We start from the raw sequence: 19,331 nt of genomic DNA on the forward strand, positions 1-19,331 counted from the left end.
GTTCGCGTCGCAGCCGAACGGGTCGGGACTCAGACATAGGCGGCCACCTCCTCGCGGAGTGCGTCCTCGGCGTCGGCCAGCGCGGCCCGCTCGTCGGCCAGGCCCTCGCGGTCGGCGTCGCAGTCCGCCCGCGCCGTGGACGACTGCTCGGCCACCGCGTCGGGCGCGGGGCCGCCGGTCGAGTCCCGACTCGCCACGCTGGCGGCAGGATCCAACGCCGCCTCGACGGCCTCGCGGTCGACCAGCGCCGACAGCGACTCGTCCAGCACCTCGCTAGCCGCCGCGTCAAGCGTCTCGTAGTCGGGATCGGCCGACTGCTCGGCCGCCCGTGCGACCAGCTCGTGGGCCGTCCGGAAGGGCAACCCCTCCATCGCCAGCAGGTCCGCGACGCCCGTCGCCGTCGAGAACCCGGCGCCCGCCTCCGCGGCCAGCAGGTCGGCGTTCCACGCCGCCGTGGCGACCGCGCCCGCGGCGACCTCGGTGGCCTCGATCACCGCGTCGACGGCATCCCAGCCGTACTGCCCCGCACGCTGGAGGTCGCGGTTGTAGGCACGAGGGAGCCCCTTCAGCGTCGTCAACAGGCCCGAGACCGCGCTGTGGGCGTCGCCCGCGCGGGCCCGCACCAGTTCCAGCGTGTCCGGGTTCTTCTTCTGGGGCATGATCGAGGAGGTCGAGGAATAATCGTCAGAGAGGTCGACGTACCCGTCGTTCGCGAAGATCACGATGTCCTCAGAGAGCCCCGAGAGCGTCGTCGCCAGGTTGGCGAATGCCGTCGTCGCCTCCAGCAGGAAGTCCCGCGCCGACGCCGCGTCCATCGAGTTCCCGAGGACCGAGTCGAACCCGAGCAGGTCCGCGGTCCGCTCGCGGTCGATGTCGAACGGCGTTCCGGCGAAGGCCGCGCCGCCCAGCGGCGAGCGATTGGTTCGCGCGTACGCATCGAGCAACCGCTCGGTGTCGCGGGCCAGCGCCCGCTCGTAGGAGAGCAGGTAGTGGCCCACCGTCGTCGGCTGGGCGTACTGGAGGTGGGTGAACCCGGGCATCAGCGTCTCCGCGTGTTCGTCGGCCGCGTCGAGCAGTTGCTCGCGCGCCCCGACGACCGTCTCGGCGGCGTCGAGCAGGTCCTCGCGCAGGCGATAGCGGATACAGGCCGCCACCTCGTCGTTGCGCGAGCGGGCGGTGTGCATCCGTCCACCTTCGGGGCCGACGCGCTCGATGACCGCCGTCTCGATGGCCGCGTGGACGTCCTCGCCGTCGGGTAGTGCGCCGTGGCCCGCGTCCTCGATCTCGTCCAGTGCCGCGAGGATCGCGCCGGCGTCCTCGGCGTCGACGATGCCCTGCTCGGCCAGCATCACGACGTGGGCGCGGTCCACGGCCAGGTCGGCGGCGAAGATGCGCTCGTCGGCCGCGAGCGAGGAGAGGAACCCACGGGCGGGGCCGCCGGAAAAGCGGTCCCGACGGACCACGTCCCCGGGAGCGTCAGCGACGGGGGGCTCGTCGGAGCTCGCTCCGACGGTGTCGCCGTAGCTGTCGTCGTCCGCACGCCCATCCTCCGTGGGTTCCTCGCTCATGGATCTATTCCTCGGATTCGTCGTTACTTCCGTCGGACGCTCCGTCCGACGACGTCCCGCTCGCGGCGCTCGCGGGACCCCCGTCGGTCACGGCCTCGGCGGCCGCACTGTCGACGGCCTCGCTGACCTTGTTGGCCAGGCGCTCCTGGAAGCCGTGGTACTTCGCGACGCCGGTGGCATCGGCCTGTTCGATGTCGTCCGTGACCGCTTCCGTGTTGAACGAGGCCTGCCCCTCCGCGTAGCAGGCGTACTCGCTCTCGCGGGCGACCGGCCGGGCCTGCCCGCCTTCGAGTTTCACCGTGACGGTGCCGGTGACGCGTGTCTGGGTCTCCTCGATGAAGCCTTCCAGCGCGCGGAAGAGGGGTGCCTTGACCAGACCCTGGTAGCCCTTCTCGGCCCACTCCTGGTCGATCTGGGTCTTGAAACTGCGCTCTTCCTTCGTGAGGACGAGCCCTTCGAGGGCCTCGTGAGCCGCCAGCAGGACGGTGGCCGCGGGGTGTTCGTAGTTCTCGCGCACTTTCAGCCCGAGCATCCGGTCTTCCATCGTGTCCGTGCGGCCGATGCCGTGGGCGCCGGCCTGCTCGTTCAGCTGTTCGATGATCTCGACGGGACGCAGTTCCTCGCCGTCGACGGCGACGACCTCGCCCTGCTCGAACTCGACGTCGACCAGTTCGGCGTCCTCGCCGCTGGGACTGTCCGTCCAGTCGTAGATCTCGTCGCCGGGGACGTGACTGGGGTCTTCCAGTTCCGAGCCCTCGACCGAGCGGCTCCAGAGGTTCGTGTCGATGCTCCAACGGCCGCCGTCGCCGCCCTCGACGGGCAGGTCTTTCTCCTCGGCGTACTCCTGTTCCCACTCGCGGGTCAGGCCGAGTTCGCGGACGGGCGCGTGGACGTTCAGTTCGGAGTCGCGCCAGACCGTCTCGAAGCGGAGCTGGTCGTTGCCCTTCCCGGTACAGCCGTGGGCGAGGGCGGTACAACCCTGTTCCTCGGCGACCTCGAGGATGGCCGTGGCGATGACCGGGCGGGCCAGCGCGGTCCCCAGGGGATAGCCCTGGTAGGTGGCGTTGGCCTTGACCGCGTCCATACAGAGGTCGGCGAACTCGGTTTTCGCGTCGACCACGTAGTGATCGAGACCCAGCGCCTCGGCGGTCTCCTCGGCCTCCTCGAACTCCGCTTCGGGCTGGCCGACGTCGACGGTGACGCCGATCACGTCGTCGTAGCCGTATTCTTCTTTCAGTAGCGGTACGCAGACTGTCGTGTCGAGCCCGCCCGAAAAGGCGAGCGCGACCGTTCCTTCGATGTCGTCGGGTTCTGTCATGTGTGTGGTGTGGTGAGTCGGGGTGTAGTGCGGACCGCCCGGCACCAGTCAGTGGGCGGTTCGAGACGAGACGACCGTGGGGTGAAGTGGGATGAGGTGGGCCTAACGGGCCCGTCGTCGGAATCGCGGCGGTCGCGGGAAAAGGTGGACGGACCCGCCGGTCTCGCTCGCCAGCGAGCCGGTTCCGTGGATCCGTGTCATGTACTCGCCACTACCGGTGATTCGTATTAAAACCTTCCGAGATTCCGGCCCCGTGGCGCGCGGTGACACACCGCGAGTGCCCGACACAGCGGCCCTCCCCGACCACGACACCCACCGGCCACAATCCCTTTGCCGCCGTCGCTCCCAGCACTCGACATGAATCTCCGCGCCGCACTCGACACCGACGACCTGCTCAAGATCGTTCTGGTGCTGGTGATCGTCCTGCTCGTCGTCGAAGTGATCGAGGAGTTGGTCGGCTTCGTCGTCGGCCTGGCCGGCCCCGTCCTCGCGCTGGTGGTCGTCGCCCTCATCGTCCTCTACTTTCTCGACCGCATCTGACCAGCCACGCCTGTCGCCTGTCGGACCATGGGATTTAAGCTGAAATCGGTAGATATCACCGATATGGGCGAGGGGCAAGTTACGACGGCCAGCGAGGGCCGAGTCACGGCGACGAAGGTCAGAAACCTCTTTGTCTTCCTGGGGCTTGGGTTACTCCAGTTGATCGTCATCTTCGAGGGACTGGCCCAGTACTGGGGGATCACGATTCCGATGTTCCCACTCCTGTTCATCCTGTTGGGGTTCGTCGCAGCGGGACTGTTGTTCATCGCGAACTTCTGAGCGGACGCGACCAGCAGTCCTTTGACCGCCTGGGCCCTCGATAGAGACACGCGTGTACAGTCTGAACGTTCCAGTCCCGTCGTCCGTCGCCGCTCTCGCGAGCGAGCTATCGACGGAACTCCCGGCCGCACACACCCGCGACCGCGGTCGTCACACGCTGGGCGTCAAGCGACTCGGCGGCGACGGTCCGAGCGAATACGCCCGCCTCGAGGCCCGCACCCGGGAAGCGCTGGCCGGTACGGCCCCGTTCGACGCCCGGATCACCGGGATCGAGATCTTCGAGGAGGCCCCCGTCGGCAGTTCTCCCGTCGTCTACCTGGACGTCGAGAGCCCCGGCCTCCGGGCGCTCCACGACGACCTCTGTACGGTGTTCGAGCCCGTCGACGACATCGAAGGCGACGGCTACAGCCCCCACGTCACCATCGCCCGGGGCGGTGATCCGGCCGCCGCCGAGCAGCTGCAAGCCCGGGAGATCGACTCGATAGAGTGGACCGTCGACGAACTCATCTTCTGGGACTCCGAGCGTATCGAGCAGGTCAGCGGCGTCTCACTGCCGGCGTGACTCCGCCGTCGGGAGCTCGACGGTGACCACTGCACCCCGTGGCTCCGCGTCGTCGATCCAGACCTCGCCGCCGTACTGCTCGACCAGCGTGTGGACGAGGTACAGGCCGATCCCGGTGCCGTCGCTGTCGAGTCCCTTCTGTCCTTTCCCGAAGACGCCCTCCTTGCGCTCGTCGGGGATCCCCGGCCCGTCGTCCGCGACGCGGACGCGGACCCGGTCGTCTCGCTCGGTCACCGACACCCGCACCGTCGGGTCGTCGGTGTCGTTGTGCTGGACCGCGTTGTTCAGCAGGTTCCGGAAGACGGATCCCAGCATCTCGTCGGCGAGCACCTGCACCGTCGGAACCGATCCCTCGACGGTGACCGTCGTGTCGTGGGCCGAGTCGGCCGCGTCGACCTGCTCGTCGAGTACGGGGCCGAGCGCGACGGCTTCCGGGTCGGCGTCGGTCCGGAGCATCGTCTCGGCGATGTCGCGTGCGGTCCGCGTGAGGTCGATGGCGTTGTCGATGCTATCGCTCATCGACGACAGGTACGACGCGCCCTCGTCGGTGACGTGGCCGGCCAGGAGGTCGCCGTAGGCGACGAGCAGTTGCAGGTCGTTGCGGATGTCGTGCCGGACGACCCGGTTCAGGATTTCGAGCCCATCACGCTGCGCTTCGAGGCGTTGCTGGTACTGTTTCCGCGTCGTGACGTCGTGGACCACGCCATCGAGGTACACCTCGCCCGCCTCCTCGACGAGCACCGCGCTGACCGAACCCCAGAACGAGTCCCCGTCGAGGCGACGGAGACGGAGTTCCTGTTCGATCACTTCCCCGTCGGCGTCGAGGCGATCGGCGATAGCCGACCGCTCGTCCGAGGCTCGACACAGTTCGGACGCGTCCCGGCCCAGCAGTGCCGCTTCGGACTCGGCACGGAACATCGACACCAGCGCCTGGTTGACGTCGACGAACTCGCCGTCGCCGCCGTCGGTCACGCGGAAGGCCCCGACCGGCAGTCGGTCGAAGAGCTGTCGGAACCGCTTCAGCTCCTGTGCCTGTCGTTTCCGGTCGGTAACGTCGCGCTGGAACCCGACGTAGTTGCTGACCCGCCCGTCGTCGTCCCGCACTGGCGAGACTGTCACGCGGTTCCAGAACGGCGTTCCGTCTTTCCGGTAGTTGCGGAGTTCGACGGTCACCGGCTCCGCGGCGTCGATGGCCGCCCGCAGTCGTGCGGTCGTGTCGTCGTCGGTCCCGTCGCCCTGCAGAAACCGACAGTTCCGGCCCAGAACGTCCGATTCGGAGTAGCCCGTGAGCCGCTGGAACTGTTCGTTGGCGTAGATCAGCGGCGTGTCGTCCTGTGTGGCGTCCGCGATGGAGATGCCGACCGGTGCCTCGTCCATCGCCCGCGTTTGCAGTGTCGCATCCTCCGTTCGGTCGGTGGTCTCGTCGCGTTCGGTCACCCTGACGAGTCGTGCCGCACCGTCCCGCTCGACGTGGGCGACGGCCATCTCGACCCGAAGCCGGTCCCCGGTTTCGTGTTCGGTGCCCCACGTGAACCGTTCGCCGTCGGCCGTCCGCCTGATGCGCTCCAGTAACGGCACGTCCGCCGTCCACTCGTCCGCGGTGAGCGTCCCGACAGGGAGGCCGAGCAACGTCGACCGCGAGTAGCCGTGCATCGCAGACAGTCGTTCGTTCACGTCGCGAATGTGCCCGGTCTCCGGGTCGACGAGCGCCATCCCGTCGGGCGCGTCTTCGAGGAGTCTCCGGCCGTATCCACGTTCCCTCGGCATTTGCTGGCGCGCGCTTGGCGCTAGAACCAGTTAAACCGGACGTATTCGTCGTCGGGCTACGGCTTCGGCGGCGGCCCGTCCCAGGCGTCCATGTCACCGTAGAAGTTCAGCATCGCGAACTTCAGCTTCTCGGGAGCGATGTCGATCATCTCCGCCCGTTCCTCCGGCGGGAACGTCTCCCGCACAGTATAATTGCCCAGTTCCCGCTCTCCGACCTGGGTGTAGCGTTTGTCGACCAGCACGCGCGCGCCGAAGTCCGTGGGCGAGCGCACCACTCGCCCCAGCGCCTGGCGGGTCTTGCGAACGGTCGGAATCTCGACGGCGTACGCCCACCCCGCGTCCTCCGTGCCCATCCACTCGCCGCCGCCGTCGCCGAACGTCTCGTCGTAGGCCTCCTGCACGGCGTCCATCCGGTCGTCCAGGTGCGGGTAGGGCACGCCCACGACGACCACCGTCCGGGCGTCGCCGTCGTCGAAACTCACGCCTTCCGTGAGCGTACCCCACAGCGAGGTGAACAGGACGCCGTTCTCGCTGTCGGTGAACGCCTCGCGGAGTTCCGTGGCGCTGGTCGCGGGCTTGTCGAGGAACCACTCGCCGTCGGCCTGGACCCGGTCGTAGTAGCGCTCGGCCTCGCTGTAGCTGGGGAAGAACGCGAGCGTGTTGCCCGGCGTGAACCTGATGGCATCCTCCAGCGCGTCCGTCACGGTGGCCTGCACTGCGGGGTCGTCGCGCTCACTGGAGAACAGCGCGGGCGCTTCGACGGCGTAGGTTCGCCGGCGCTCCTCGGGGAACTGCGCGCCGTAGGCCATCGTCTCGGGGTCGTCGAGTCCCAGCACGTCCTCGGTGACCTCGAAGGGACGCAAGGTCGCGCTCATCAGGACGCTGGCGTGGAGTTCGTCGAACAGCGAGCGGGTCACCTCCTGTGGAATACACCGGTAGAGTTCGGCCCGACCGTAGACGTCGCCGCCGGCCTCGTCCCGACGGACGCTCACGACCGGGTAGTGGCCCTGCTCGGTCCCCTCGTCCATCCAGGCGGTGACGAACTGGACAGCCTGGAGGGTCTGACACTCCTGGCGCGTGCTGGCCTCGCCGTTCTTGTAGGCCTCCTCGTACTTCTCGTCCAGGGCGCGGCCGAACTTCAGCGCGGCCTGGAGGTCCACGTCGTAGCCCGGGCCGGTGTAGGCCTGCAGGAAGTTGATCGTCAGGTCGTCGCGACCGTCCTCGTTGGCGATCGAACAGTCCTCCCAGTTGCCCTCGATCCGCTCGCGGTCGCCGAAGCCCAGCGCGTCGTCGTAGGTCTCGATCAGCGCCGACCGGAACGCCCGGACGACGTTCATCGCGGCCTCGGCCGCGGGGTCGTCCTGTTCGGCGAGTTCGTCCAGCGCGCTGTCCAGCGTGTTCTCCGTCAGCGTGCGGGTCGCGTGGTCCCGGGCCGCGTCCTCGACGTTGTGGGCCTCGTCGAAGACCGTGATCACGTCCTCGGGGTCCCGACCCAGCCACCTGAAGAAGTGCTCGCGGATGCCCGGATCGAGCAGGTGGTGGTAGTTACAGACCACCAGATCGACGCCCTCCATCCCCTCTTTGAGGAGTTCGTACCCGCAAAAGCCCTCCATCTCGGCGTACTCGTAGATATCGTCGGGGTCGCGCACGTCCGCGAACAGCCACTGGTAGAACTCGTCCGTGTTGCCCCGCAGGTTCTGGTAGAAGTAGTCGCAGGTGTTCCCGTTCTCCCGCAGGTCTTCGAGGTCGTCCTCGATCCCTTCGAGTTCCTCCAGCACCGCCCCGCGGGCCTCGGCGGCCTCGTCGCTGCCGGCCTGACTGTCCTCGAGGAGCGTCGACTCGCGTTCGTTCAACTCCGCGAGGTCCTGCTCTTTCTCGACGATCTCGCGGGTGGCGTCTCGCAGGGCCTGACACTCCTCGTAGCCAACGTCGATGTGACACATCGACCCCTTCCCGCGGAAGACGACCGCGCGGATCGGCTCCTGCTCGGTGATGGCGCGGGCCTCGTGGACGAACTGGCGCATCTGCTGGTGGACGTTCGTCGTGATGACGACCGTCTTGTCTTCCTCGCGGGCGTACTCCAGGGCCGGCACCAGCGCGGCCAGGGTCTTGCCCGTCCCGGTCGCCCCCTCGAAGAGCACGTCCGATCCCTCGCCCAGCGCGTCGTAGATGCGGTCCATCGCGTCGCGCTGGTGGTCGTAGGGCTCGTCGTAGGGGAAAAACCGGACGTAGCCGGCTTCGTCTCCGTCGCTCGACACACTGCCCCCTTGTTCGTTCCCGGACAAAAAGTCTCGCCGTCCACAGCACTGATTTTCCTGTGCTCGTTGTGACAGTCCATGGACCGGAGACTGCTGGTCGCGTGCTGTCTGTCGCTGGTCGCGCTGGCGGGCTGTTCCGGTGGCGCGGGCGGCCCGACACCGACGGTCGACGACGCGACCCCGACGGCGACACCCACGGCCGGTGCGGGCGAACCGACCGAGACGGCGGGTTTGGACCTCTCGGTCGGCGCGGAAATCGAGGCGTCCGCGCTGGTGCGGGCCCACGAGACCGCGCTGGCGAACGAGAGCTACGTCTTCAGATCGGGGTTCGGACTGCCGTCCGGCGCACGCGAGCGGGCCTCGACGGTCGTCAGGGCCGACGAGGGCCTGTTCGAGATCGAACGCTTCCAGTATCACCCGCTCCGCGGCGAGGCCGCGGCGCTGTACGCCCGTGAGGGCCGTGAATACGCCCGGTTCGAGACCGGTCCGGTGACGAAGACGGTCGCCCAGCCCAACCGGACCGCGGTGCCCACGGGCCGGCAGGCGCTGGTCGGCGTCGAATCGCTGACGGTCACGGAAACGATCCAGCAGGACGGCGAGCGGCGGTACGTGCTCACCACCGGACTCGAGCACGAGAGCGCGGACCGGGCGCTCCCCTATCGCCGGGCAGTCGTGGACGAGCGCGGCCTGATCCACAACTACACGAGCGGGGAGTACGTCCCGCCCGAGAGCGACCGCCCCAGCGAGGGCCTGCTCGTCTCGCGCTGGTTCGACCTCTCGGACGTCGGGGCGACGACGGTCGACGAGCCCGACTGGGTGACCGCCCTCCGGACGACCGAATCGGACGGCCCGGAGACGACCGTGGTCGACCACGCGGACCTCGACACGCGCTTTCGCGTGACGGGCACCGACGTGGAGGCGAGCGTCGAACGCCTCCGCGACGACGCGGTCGTCGGGAGCGACCACGTCGACGAGTCGCGGGCGTCGCCGCTGATCGACCTGGATATCGAGGGGCCGGTCACGAACGCGACCGTCAGGGTCGGCTACGACCCCGCCGGACTTCCCGACGGGGCCGAGGAAGGGGGCCTCGCCGTGTTCGTCTACAACGAGTCACTGCAGACGTACCTGCCGCTGAACACCTCGCTGGACGCGGACGCGAGCGTCGCGGTCGCCAGTCGGGGCCCAGTGGTCAGGTACAGCTCCGGCGGCGGGCCGGAACAGACGCTCCGGCCGACGCTCTCCGATCCGACGGCCGACCGGCTCGTGGTCACGGTGATGCACGCGGAAACGTGGTACTCGGCGTTCCGGTAGCTCAGTCGACCGGTTCGACGTAGATCCGGTTGGCGTGGGGTTCGGCCTCCCGGATGGCGGCCTCGATGTCGTCGATCACGTCGGGGCGCACGTCGGCGGTGAGCGAGTCGGCGAAGGCCACCTCGGTGGCGACCATCACCTCACCCGGGCCGAAGTACACGGTTCGAAGGTCGACGATCTCGTCGACGCCCTCCCAGCCGGCGACGAGGTCGCGGAGCTTCTGCTCCTCGTCTTTGGGCATGCTCTCGCCGAGCAGGAGCCGTTTGTTCTCCCAGGCCAGCGCGATGGCGAAGCCCATCAGCATGAGCCCGATGACGAGCGCCGAAGCCGCGTCGAAGACCGGATTGTCGGTGACTCTGGAGAGGTAGATGCCGAACAGCGCGATGCCCGCGCCCGCGAGCGCGATGAAGTCCTCGGTGAACGCCGTGAGGGTCGTCACGTCGGAGGTCTTCCGGAACGCTTCGCGGTAGCCGCTCCAGTCGTGGACGTCGATCTGTCGTTTGAGTTCCTTGCGGGCCTTGACGAACGCGTAGGTCTCGAAGACGATGGCCCCGATCAGGACGGCGTAGTTGACGTAGACCGGCGGAAAGGAGAGCGTGATGTCGGTGAACGGGATCGTCGGCTGGCGGGCCGCCTCGTGAGTCCCGTGTACCAGGGCGTCGTAGCCGTGTTTGGCCGACTCCCAGCCCGCGATGCCGAAGAGGAGGACGGAGACGAGGAAGCTGTAGAAAAACTGTGCCTTCCCGTAGCCGAAGGGGTGGCGACGGTCGGCGTCCTGTGCGCCGTAGCGAATGCCGATCAGCAGGAACACCTGGTTACCCGTGTCCGAGATGGAGTGATACGTCTCCGACAGCATCGCCGGACTGAGCGTCAGCAGATACCCGAGGAATTTCAGTATCGCGATCGCCCCGTTGGCGATCAGCGCGGCGACGACGACCCCCTTGCTGTTGCCTGCCATTAGGAGGTGGCTCCCCCGGCAGACCCAAAGCTGTTCTGGAACCGACCAGTTCGCCCGCCACCGCGATCCGTCGGAGGTTTACCCGGCCCCGTCGTACCCGCGACCATGCTCACTGTCGTCTCCGACACGCACAGCCGCGAGGGCCATCGGCTGGCGGGCCGAACCCGCGAGGCCGTCCGCGAGGCCGACGCCGTCGTCCACGCCGGCGACTTCATGACCGAATCGGTCCTGGACGCCTTCCAGACCGAAGCCGACCGGCTGTACGGCGTCGTCGGCAACAACGACCCGCCGGGTGTCCGCGACCGCCTGCCCGACCAGCGCGTCGTCGAGCACGAGGGGGTCCGACTGGTCGTCGTCCACGGCCACGAACACACGGACACCGCCCTCTCGCTGTTGGGTCGGCAGGAAGCCGCCGACCTCGTGGTCTTCGGCCACTCCCACCGGCCCGGCGTCCACGAGGGCGACGGCGTGACACTCCTGAATCCCGGCAGTCACGCCCAGCCACGCCGGTACCGACCGGCTCACGCGGAACTGGTGCCGGGCGACGACGCAGTCGAGGGCCGACTGGTCGACCCGGACGGCACCGTCTTCGAGGAGTTCACGGTCTGAAAGGGCGGGCGCGCCCGAGACGGGTTGGAGGGCTTCGGAGACGAGTCAGGTCTCGTGGGGAGGGCCGAAGCGAGCGGGCGCACCGTACGCTACAGACCCCACTTGAAAGTAACCAGCGTAAGGTCAAACGGTCGTTTTAGCTACGGGCGAAGGCGAGATAGGACGGTCGGGTCACCAACCGAACCGACGACGCGACGGGATCAGTCCGTGAGGTACCAGACGCCCGCGACGACGGCCAGCGCAGTCACGCCGCCGAGGAAGAAGAGCAACCCCGGCGGGAGCGAGAGGGCACCGGCCACGGCGTCGCTGGTCCCCGACGCTGCCGTCTCGGTCGCCGTCCGCGCGGCCTCGGTGGCGGTTTCGACTGTCTCGCTCTCGGGAGTCCCGGGAGCGGGTGCGTCGGGGACGGGCGTTTCAGTGGCATTGCTACCGCCCACGTCGGCGATCTCCATGCCACCGCCGTCGCCCTCGGTCGAGCGGTACTGCGCGCCCGGCGTCTCCGTCGCGGTCCCGGTATCGTTGCCGGCGGGCGGGGCGGCTCCCGATCCGGAGCCACCGGACTCCCGACTGCTCGTCGGGGTGAGGAAGCCGCCGTTGCCGACGGCCGCCTGGATCGCGAGGCTGGCGATCCCGATGATCCCGAGACTGCCGAGAAAGCGCGAGAGAGCGCTCCGCAGGGTTGACTTGTCGTCGTCGTCGCCGCCGGCCATGATGACCAGCGGGCGGTCGGCGGGAGCGTAGACGTTCATCTCGCGGCCCTTCTCCGAGTAGATCGTGTCGATCACCTCGATCGCACCGGCGTCCTCCAGCTTGTTGAGGTGGTACTGGACGTTCTGGAGTGAGGTGTCGACCCGCTCTGCGAGGGCGGCGGGCGGGGCGGGTTCGTCGTGGAGTTCCGACAGGACCGAGCGGGCCGTCTCGGAGGTCAGGGCGGAGAGCACGTCGTCGGCGTCCTCGGAGTCGACGCCGATGACGCGCGGCTCGGCCTCCTCGGCCGCGGACGTGTCGGGTTCGGAGGGCAGCAGCGACATCGTTCACCGGCTATGACAGCAATCGGCATCAACTTTGTTACGTCTTCGCGCTGCTGGCCGAGGAAAAGGGCTTTGCCGTCGCGTGGGCTACCCCGGGACATGGCAGACCTCGTACTCTGGGGGATGGTCGCCGTCATGCTGGGCTTCGTCTTCCTCGTGTACCTCTTTTTCCGCCGCACCGCCACGGCGCTCAGAGAGGGCATGAACGAAGGGAAAGGGAGACGGTAGCCGGACACGCGACCACAACCGCCCCTTTCGAAACCGATTACCGGCGACCGTTCCTCTCCTGTGACATGGACCCACGCATCCGCGAACACGCGCAGGTGCTCGCAGACGCCATCGACCTGGACGCCGGCGACAACCTCGTCATCAAGGCCGAACCGGCCGCCGACGACCTGGTCGTCGCGCTGTACGAACTCGCCGGCGACCGCGGTGCCCACCCCGTCACGCTTCGGACCAACCGGAGCGGCCGCGCCATCCGTGGCTACCTCCGCTCGGCCGACCAGGCCGGCGTCGAGTTCGAGACCCCCGACCACGAGCAGGCACTCGTGGAGGAAGCCGACTGCCACGTCGTCATCCGGGCCAACGAGAACGTCACCGAGATGGACGACGTGGACAGCGACACCACCGCCGAGTACCAGCAGGCTCACAGCCCGATCCTGAACGAACGGCTCTCAGACCGCTGGACGCTCACCCAGCACCCCACGCCCGCCAACGCCCAGTTGGCCGAGATGAGCACCGAAGCCTACGAGAACTTCGTCTACGACGCCATCCTGAAAGACTGGGACGAACAGCGTGAGTTCCAGGAACACATGGTCGAGATCCTCCAGGACGGCGAGGAAGTCCGCATCGTCTCCGGCGAGACGACCGACGTGACCATGTCCATCGCTGGTAACCACGCCCTCAACGACACGAACGTCCACAACATCCCCGGCGGCGAGGTGTTCACCGCGCCCGTCGCCGACTCCGTGGAGGGCGAGGTCCTGTTCGACAAACCGGTCTACCAGAACGGCCGGGAAGTCCTCGGGGCGCGACTGGTCTTCGAGGACGGCGAGGTCGTCGAGTACGACGCCGAGAAGAACGGCGAAGTGCTGGAATCCATCCTCGAAACCGATCCCGGCGCGAAGCGACTCGGCGAACTCGGCATCGGCATGAACCGCGACATCGACCGGTTCACCTACAACATGCTGTTCGACGAGAAGATGGGCGACACCGTCCACATGGCCGTCGGCCGCGCCTACGAGGAGACCGTCGGCGAGGACAACACGCAAAACCAGAGCGCCCAGCACGTCGACATGATCGTCGACATGAGCGAGGACTCCCGGATCGAGGTCGACGGCGAAGTCGTGCAGGAGGACGGTGTGTTCCGGTTCGAGGAGTAGGGAGACACGACCAGGGAGTGTCTCCGGAAATCCGAGCGGGGAACGGAGTGACCCGCGAGGAGTAGGGAGGCGCGAACGCAGTGAGCGCCTCAAACCGGCGCGGCGAGGGACGAGCCGCGCCGGACGGGTTCGAGGAATAGCGGAGAACCGAGCATCCGCGGCGCGGAGTCGTTCGAAAGGCGCGGAGCGCCTTTCGTGATCCCGAGAGAGCGTTGCTCTCTCGGACGACGCCGCGGTTCACCGGACGCGAGCCGGCGGCTCGCGTCCGGCGGTTTTTGTACTAAATTTTTGCAAGGGGGGTTCCCGCAGCGAGCGACGCGAGCGAGGAAACTCCCCGCAGTAAAAATTTAGTCGCCGAACGGGCCGCCACCACCGCCCATACCGCCCATGCCGCCGCCGGGGCCGCCGGGGCCGCCGCCGCCCTGTTGCATCTGTTTCATCATCCGCTCCATGTCGGCGTCGCCCATGCCCTGGAACTGGTTCAAGGTCTTGGCCATCATCTTGTGCTGTTCGAGCAGTTCCCGGACGCGGTCCTCGCTGGTCCCCGAGCCCTTGGCGATACGTTTGATCTGACTCTGCCCGATGGCGCGGGGGTATTCGAGTTCGTCGTCGGTCATCGAGTCCATGATGACCTCGAAAGAGCGCATCCGATCCTTGGTCACGTCCATGGCGTTGTCGGGCAACTGGTCCATCAGCCCGCCGCCGAGGCCGGGGATCATGTCCATGACCTGATCGAGCGGCCCCATGTTGTCCATGGCCTTCATCTGGTGGCGCATGTCCCGGAGGGTGAACTCCCCCTCCATCAGGTCCTCGGGGTCCCAGTCCTCCTCGTCCTGGGTCTCCTCCATCGCGCGCTCGACGCGCTCGGTCAACTGCTTCAGGTCGCCCATCCCGAGCAGGCGGGAGATGAACCCCGAGGGCTCGAACCGCTCGATGTCCTGCACGGTCTCGCCGGTCCCCAGGAAGGCGATCGAGGAGCCGGTCTCGTTGACCGCCGCCAGCGCGCCCCCACCTTTCGCCGTCCCGTCGAGTTTCGTGATGGCGACGCCGTCGATGCCGATGGCCTCCTCGAACTCGCGGGCCTGGTCCTTGGCGGACTGGCCCATCGCGGCGTCGATGACGAGCAGGTTCCGGTCCGGGTTCACCGCGTCGTCGATGCGCTCGATCTGATCGATGAGTTCCTGGTTCAGACCGTCACGACCCGCGGTGTCGACGATGCGCACGTCGGCCTCCTGGGTTTCCTCCAGGCCGTCCTGGGCGATTGCGACGGGATCGTCCGCGTCGGGGTCGCCGTAGAAGTCGACCTCGGCGTTGCCGGCCATCTGCTTGGCCTGGTCGTACGCGCCGGGGCGGTCGGTGTCGGTCTGGATGACCGCGGGACGCAGGCCCTTCTTCGAGAACCACCACGCCATCTTGGCGGCGGTGGTCGTCTTCCCGGACCCGTAGAGACCGGCGAGCAGGATGGTCTGGTTCTCCAGGGGCAGGTCGGTCGACTCGCCCACGAGGTCGACCATCTCCTCGTAGACGACCCGGAGCACCCAGTCGCGGGCGGAGGTGCTGCTCGGCGGTTCCTCTTCGAGCGCCCGCTGTTCGATGTTGTCCGACAGCTCCATCACCAGGCTCGTGTCCACGTCGGCCTGCAACAGCGAGCGCTGGATCTCCTTGACGACGTCCGCCACGTCGTCCTCGTCGATGCGGGATTTCCCCCGGAGGTCGTCCAGTGTCCCCCGAAGCGAACTCCCCAGATCATCGAGTACCATGGTTAGTTACCCGAGGTACGCTATCCAAGCGGTAAAGGCTTTTTCTGTCGGGGACCGGCGACGCCGCGTGGCCGTAACGGGCTCGTCGACCGCGAGAGAGGCGAAGGACTGTTCGAGCCACCGACACGGGTTTTTACACCACTGCTCGGAGAGAGCGTGAACCACCGTGCGTTCGTCGGCGCGCTGGCCGCCGTCCTCCCGTGACCGCCGGGGTGCCGGGGACACTGAACCGAACCCGGACACACCCACGACCGGCCCGGCGCCGGACGACCGGTCACCGGCGTCGACGGACGTTGATCTGACCGTGACCCGCCGTTCCGGAACCGGTTTTACCCAGCGGCGACACGATGACCGCGTATGAATCCCGACGTATCGCTACCGGGGTGGGCACTGCTGGCTGGCGTCGGAGCCGTCGTCGCGGCGGTCGGCTCCCTCCTCCCGTGGGCGACGGTTCGCTTCGACGCGACGCTCGCTGAGCTGGCGACCGTTCCGGAGACACAGACGGTCAGCGGCCTCGACGGCGACGGGACGATCACGCTCGTTCTCGCCGCGGTGACGCTCGCGGTCCTGGCCGCGGCCGTCGTCGGGTCCCGACCCGGGCCGAAGACGGCCGCCCTCACCGCGCTCACCGGGACGCTCGTCACCGTCGTCGCGATCGTCGACTACCGCGAGTTCCGGGCCACGCAAAGCCGAATCCAGCAGCGCGTCGCCGAGACGGGCGAAGTGGGGAGTGACGCCGTGACCGTCGAACTGGAGCCCGGGCTAGCGGTCCTCGGTCTCGGCGGCCTCCTCTTGCTCTCGGCCGGCGCGTACGCGCTCCTGTCGTACTGGCGGGATGGCTCCGGATCGGCGTCCGCTGTCGGCGGGTGAAAAGATCGGCAATCAGGCCGCGGCTTCGCCGGCGTCCGCGTCCTCGTCGTCGTAGCCCAGCAGGCGGTCGACGATGACCTCGGGGTCGAACGGTTCGAGGTCGTCGTAGTCCTGGCCGGTCCCCAGAAAGAGGATCGGTTTGCCCGTGACCTGGGCGATGGAGATGGCCGCACCGCCCTGCGGGTCGGCGTCGGCCTTGGTGAGGACGGCGCCGTCGATGGCCGCGGCGTCGTCGAACTCCCGGGCGCGGTTGACCGCGTCCTGGCCCGCCACTGCCTCGTCGACGAAGATCGTCATGTCTGGCTCGATCACGCGGTCGATCTTCTCCAGCTGGTCCATCAGGTCGTTGCTGGTGTGGAGCCGGCCGGCCGTGTCGCCCAGCACGACGTCCACGTCGTTGGCCTCGGCGTACTCGACGGCGTCGTAGATGACCGCCGCCGGGTCCGACCCCTGTTCGTGTGAGATCAGGCGCTCGTCCAGCGTGTCGGCGTGTTGCTGGAGCTGTTCGTTCGCGCCCGCACGGTAGGTGTCGCCGTTGGCCAGCACCGTCGAGTAGCCCCGATCGTCGAGCCACTGGGAGAGCTTGGCGATGGTCGTCGTCTTCCCGACGCCGTTGACGCCCGTGAAGATGATCGAGACGGGCTTGTCGGCCTCGGCGATCCGCTGTTCGAAGTCGAACTGCCCGACGCTGATCACGTCGATCAGAGCGTCACGCAGTGCCTCCTCGACGACCAGACCCGTGGTCTTGACTTTCGAGCGCGTCTCGCCGATCAGGTTCTCGCGGATGCCCCGGAGAATCTCCTGGGCGACGCTCATCTCCACGTCGGAGGAGAGCAGGGCCAGCTCCAGCTCTTCGAGCGGCCCTTCGAGGTCGTCCTCCTCGATGACCTCTTTGCCCGTGGCTGCGAGTTTCGCCCGCTCCATCAGCCCGCGGTCGCTGCCCCCGTCGTCTTCGTCGGATTCGGGTTCGGGTTCGGGTTCAGGCTCCGCCTCGGACTCGGCCGATTCGGCGTCCCCGGACACTGCCTCGGCGTCCACGGGTTCGGTCTCGGCGTCGGCGTCTTCTGCCGCCTCGACCGGTTCGGCCTCCTCCTCGACGTTCTCTTTGAAGCTGTTGAGCTTGTCTTTCAGTCCGTCGAACATGGCCCCTTACTCGTCGTCGCCCTGTTCCTGCTGTTGCATCTGGGCCATCTGCTGTTGCATCTGCTGCTGTTGCATCTGCTGGGCCTTCTCCTCGAGTTCGTCGCTCTCGGACTCGATCTCGCTGATCTCGTCGCGGATGTCCTCGATCCGGTCGTCGAGGGTGTCCTGCTTGTTCTCCAGGGTGTCGACGGCGTCGCCCTGATCGCGCTCGGCCGCGTACCCACCGCCCAGCGAGACGATGATCTCGTCGATGTCCTGAATCTCCGCGCGGACGTACGCGTCGCCGCCCAGGGGCACCTGCACCGTCTCGCCCGTGTCGAGCGTCTCGATGGCCTCGATGGCCTCGTCGATCTCGGTCTGTTCGGCCTGCAAGTCCTCGATCTCGCCTTCGAGGGCTTCCTTCTCCTCTTCGAGGGCCTGGATCTCTTCGGCGAGCTGCTGGAGCTGGCCGCCGCCACCGCCACCACCGAGGCTCATTGGGCCACCTCACCGACTTCGACCTGCGTGCGCTTCAGGCCGTGCTTGGAGCCGAACTCGGCGTAGGTGTGTTCGACCGCGACGTCCTCGTTTTCGGCTTCGATCGTCTTCTCGAACGATTGCCACCCATCTCGGGCCTGCCATCGACCACTCACGGTAAACTCGGTCATGTTCGGGACGTGCGGGACCGACGGGGAAGAATGTACCGACCTCTCCTCTTCCCTACTCCTCGGTGGTGTCGATGCCGAGTGCCGCGTTCAGGCCACAGAAACAGGTCGTGGCGTTGAATCCGAACGCGAGCGCGCCGATTCCCGCGAGCAATCCAGTCGTCCGGTTCCCCTCTCGAAGCGTGGCGACGGCGACGACCGTCAGGACGACCGCCAGCACTGCGCGGCCCGTCCGGTCGATGCCGCCGACGTTCGTGTCGACCATATTCACCCTTCGGCCGCCGGGGACTTAATTTCAGTCACTCTGGAACGAGGACAGCCCGCCGGTCCACGTCGCCGTCCTCGAGCCGGTCGTAGGTCGCGCCCAGATCCTCGAAGCCGACCGGCTCGACGCCCACGTCGAGTCGGCCGGCCTCGGCCAGGTCCAGCACGTCCCGGAGCTGGTCGACACTGCCCCAGAACACGTTCGTACAGACGAGTTCACTGCCAACGAGGGGGTTGAAGGAGAGCTCGAAGGAGCCGCCGCCGATGCCGACGATGTAGAGCCGGCCCTGTGTGCCGAGCGCGTTCCCGCAGGCCTGCAGGGTCTCGTCCTTGCCGACGAAGTCGATGGCGGCGTCGGCCCCGTCGTCGGTGACGCGTCGGATCGCGCTCTGGATGGACTCCTGCGTTACGTCGATGGTCACGTCCGCGCCGAGGTCCTCGGCGAGCGCGAGTTTCTCGGCGTCCTGGTCGGCGGCGACGACCTGCGCGCCGGTCATGGCGGCGAACTGGACGCCGAACTGGCCGAGGCCACCGACCCCGACGGTCAGGAGGGTATCGGTCGGCGAGAGGTGTTCGCGGGCGCGCTGGACCGCGCGGTAGGGGGTCAGCGCGGCGTCGGTCAGCGGCGCGGCCTCGACGGGGTCGATCTCCGTCGGGAGGACGTACTTGGCGTCCGGGACGACGACGAAGTCCGCCAGCGCACCGTCCTGGCCGATACCGGCCCACTCCAGCACGTTACAGAGCTGGTCGTCGCCGCGGGTGCAGACCTCGCAGTGGCCACAGCCCCAGCCGCCGAAGACGACGACGCTCGTCCCGGGATCGAGGTGGTCGACGCCGGGGCCGGTGGCCGCGACCTCGCCGGCGGCCTCGTGGCCCAGCGTCCGCGGCGTCGGGATCGGCAGGTCGCCGTGCATCAGGTGGAGGTCGGAGTGACAGAGCCCGCAGGCCGAGACGTCGATCAGAACCTCGCCGGGTCCCGGTTCCGGCCGGGGGACTTCCTCGACGACCAGCCCCTCGTCGGGGCCGTGGAAGCGCGCGGCGCGCACGGTCAGCGCCCCTCCGTGGCG

20 protein-coding genes are annotated in these 19,331 nt (G+C 67.9%); 8 read left to right on the forward strand and 12 right to left on the reverse strand.

Features of this window, described 5'->3' with window-relative positions; translation table 11 throughout:
* Positions 1 to 29 precede the first annotated feature (29 nt).
* Positions 30 to 1,568 (reverse strand): argininosuccinate lyase, encoded by a 1,539-nt coding sequence (argH, locus tag EAF64_RS06495; RefSeq protein ID WP_129068169.1) that lies wholly within the window; start codon positions 1,566 to 1,568, stop codon positions 30 to 32.
* 4 nt (positions 1,569 to 1,572) lie between these two features.
* A complete protein-coding gene (locus EAF64_RS06500; RefSeq protein WP_129068170.1) occupies positions 1,573 to 2,886 on the reverse strand; it encodes an argininosuccinate synthase in 1,314 nt (437 codons plus the stop codon).
* Between the two features lie 357 nt (positions 2,887 to 3,243).
* On the opposite strand from EAF64_RS06500, the gene EAF64_RS06505 reads away from it, so the two are divergent.
* The 3 genes from EAF64_RS06505 (at position 3,244) to EAF64_RS06515 (ending at position 4,267) form a co-directional block, all read left to right on the forward strand.
* A complete protein-coding gene (locus EAF64_RS06505) occupies positions 3,244 to 3,426 on the forward strand; it encodes a DUF7554 family protein (protein ID WP_129068171.1) in 183 nt (60 codons plus the stop codon).
* A gap of 63 nt (positions 3,427 to 3,489) precedes the next feature.
* Positions 3,490 to 3,705 carry a hypothetical protein gene (locus tag EAF64_RS06510; protein ID WP_129068172.1) on the forward strand — a complete coding sequence of 72 codons (216 nt, stop codon included), beginning with the start codon at positions 3,490 to 3,492 and terminating at the stop codon, positions 3,703 to 3,705.
* A gap of 52 nt (positions 3,706 to 3,757) precedes the next feature.
* Entirely contained in the window at positions 3,758 to 4,267 is a 510-nt protein-coding gene (locus EAF64_RS06515) for a 2'-5' RNA ligase family protein (protein WP_129068173.1), read from the forward strand.
* Here the strand turns inward: EAF64_RS06515 and EAF64_RS06520 are convergent.
* Positions 4,253 to 6,034, reverse strand: coding sequence for a PAS domain S-box protein (locus EAF64_RS06520; RefSeq protein ID WP_129068174.1), 1,782 nt, complete (start codon positions 6,032 to 6,034; stop codon positions 4,253 to 4,255). The two genes, EAF64_RS06515 and EAF64_RS06520, sit on opposite strands and share 15 nt — an antisense overlap.
* Before the next feature lie 56 nt (positions 6,035 to 6,090).
* Positions 6,091 to 8,292, reverse strand: coding sequence for an ATP-dependent DNA helicase (locus tag EAF64_RS06525; protein WP_129068175.1), 2,202 nt, complete (start codon positions 8,290 to 8,292; stop codon positions 6,091 to 6,093).
* Between the two features lie 78 nt (positions 8,293 to 8,370).
* Between EAF64_RS06525 and EAF64_RS06530 the strand changes: the two genes are divergently transcribed.
* A complete protein-coding gene (locus EAF64_RS06530; RefSeq protein WP_129068176.1) occupies positions 8,371 to 9,603 on the forward strand; it encodes a hypothetical protein in 1,233 nt (410 codons plus the stop codon).
* 1 nt (position 9,604) lies between these two features.
* On the opposite strand, the gene EAF64_RS06535 is transcribed toward EAF64_RS06530, so the two are convergent.
* Positions 9,605 to 10,561: a cation diffusion facilitator family transporter gene (locus EAF64_RS06535; protein ID WP_129068177.1), complete on the reverse strand. Its 957-nt coding sequence runs from the start codon at positions 10,559 to 10,561 to the stop codon at positions 9,605 to 9,607.
* Between the two features lie 105 nt (positions 10,562 to 10,666).
* On the opposite strand from EAF64_RS06535, the gene EAF64_RS06540 reads away from it, so the two are divergent.
* Positions 10,667 to 11,170, forward strand: a complete 504-nt coding sequence (locus EAF64_RS06540; RefSeq protein ID WP_129068178.1) for a metallophosphoesterase — start codon at positions 10,667 to 10,669, stop codon at positions 11,168 to 11,170.
* A 200-nt stretch (positions 11,171 to 11,370) separates the two neighbouring features.
* On the opposite strand, the gene EAF64_RS06545 is transcribed toward EAF64_RS06540, so the two are convergent.
* A complete protein-coding gene (locus EAF64_RS06545; protein WP_129068179.1) occupies positions 11,371 to 12,201 on the reverse strand; it encodes an ArsR/SmtB family transcription factor in 831 nt (276 codons plus the stop codon).
* A gap of 99 nt (positions 12,202 to 12,300) precedes the next feature.
* On the opposite strand from EAF64_RS06545, the gene EAF64_RS21595 reads away from it, so the two are divergent.
* Both EAF64_RS21595 and EAF64_RS06550 read left to right on the forward strand, forming a co-directional pair.
* Positions 12,301 to 12,429, forward strand: a complete 129-nt coding sequence (locus EAF64_RS21595; RefSeq protein WP_267899426.1) for a DUF7859 family protein — start codon at positions 12,301 to 12,303, stop codon at positions 12,427 to 12,429.
* A 65-nt stretch (positions 12,430 to 12,494) separates the two neighbouring features.
* Complete coding sequence (locus EAF64_RS06550) at positions 12,495 to 13,583, forward strand: aminopeptidase (protein WP_129068180.1); 1,089 nt, start codon at positions 12,495 to 12,497, stop codon at positions 13,581 to 13,583.
* 347 nt (positions 13,584 to 13,930) lie between these two features.
* On the opposite strand, the gene EAF64_RS06555 is transcribed toward EAF64_RS06550, so the two are convergent.
* Positions 13,931 to 15,343 (reverse strand): signal recognition particle protein Srp54, encoded by a 1,413-nt coding sequence (locus EAF64_RS06555; protein WP_129068181.1) that lies wholly within the window; start codon positions 15,341 to 15,343, stop codon positions 13,931 to 13,933.
* A 357-nt stretch (positions 15,344 to 15,700) separates the two neighbouring features.
* Between EAF64_RS06555 and EAF64_RS06560 the strand changes: the two genes are divergently transcribed.
* Positions 15,701 to 16,213: a Trp biosynthesis-associated membrane protein gene (locus EAF64_RS06560; RefSeq protein ID WP_129068182.1), complete on the forward strand. Its 513-nt coding sequence runs from the start codon at positions 15,701 to 15,703 to the stop codon at positions 16,211 to 16,213.
* Positions 16,214 to 16,225: 12 nt separating this feature from the next.
* Here EAF64_RS06560 and ftsY read toward each other — a convergent pair whose 3' ends face one another.
* Genes ftsY through EAF64_RS06585 form a run of 5 tightly spaced genes read right to left on the reverse strand, consistent with a single transcriptional unit; the run spans position 16,226 to position 19,310 of the window.
* Positions 16,226 to 17,356: a signal recognition particle-docking protein FtsY gene (ftsY, locus tag EAF64_RS06565; protein ID WP_129068183.1), complete on the reverse strand. Its 1,131-nt coding sequence runs from the start codon at positions 17,354 to 17,356 to the stop codon at positions 16,226 to 16,228.
* Between the two features lie 6 nt (positions 17,357 to 17,362).
* Positions 17,363 to 17,833, reverse strand: coding sequence for a prefoldin subunit alpha (gene pfdA, locus EAF64_RS06570; protein ID WP_129068184.1), 471 nt, complete (start codon positions 17,831 to 17,833; stop codon positions 17,363 to 17,365).
* Entirely contained in the window at positions 17,830 to 18,003 is a 174-nt protein-coding gene (rpl18a, locus tag EAF64_RS06575) for a 50S ribosomal protein L18Ae (protein ID WP_129068185.1), read from the reverse strand. Before rpl18a ends, pfdA begins: the two co-directional genes overlap by 4 nt.
* 52 nt (positions 18,004 to 18,055) lie before the next feature.
* Positions 18,056 to 18,265 (reverse strand): YgaP-like transmembrane domain, encoded by a 210-nt coding sequence (locus EAF64_RS06580; RefSeq protein ID WP_129068186.1) that lies wholly within the window; start codon positions 18,263 to 18,265, stop codon positions 18,056 to 18,058.
* Between the two features lie 34 nt (positions 18,266 to 18,299).
* Entirely contained in the window at positions 18,300 to 19,310 is a 1,011-nt protein-coding gene (locus EAF64_RS06585) for an NAD(P)-dependent alcohol dehydrogenase (RefSeq protein ID WP_129068187.1), read from the reverse strand.
* Between the last annotated feature and the right edge of the window lie 21 nt (positions 19,311 to 19,331).

This window comes from Halorientalis pallida (assembly GCF_004118325.1).
Classification (GTDB): Archaea; Halobacteriota; Halobacteria; order Halobacteriales; family Haloarculaceae; genus Halorientalis; species Halorientalis pallida.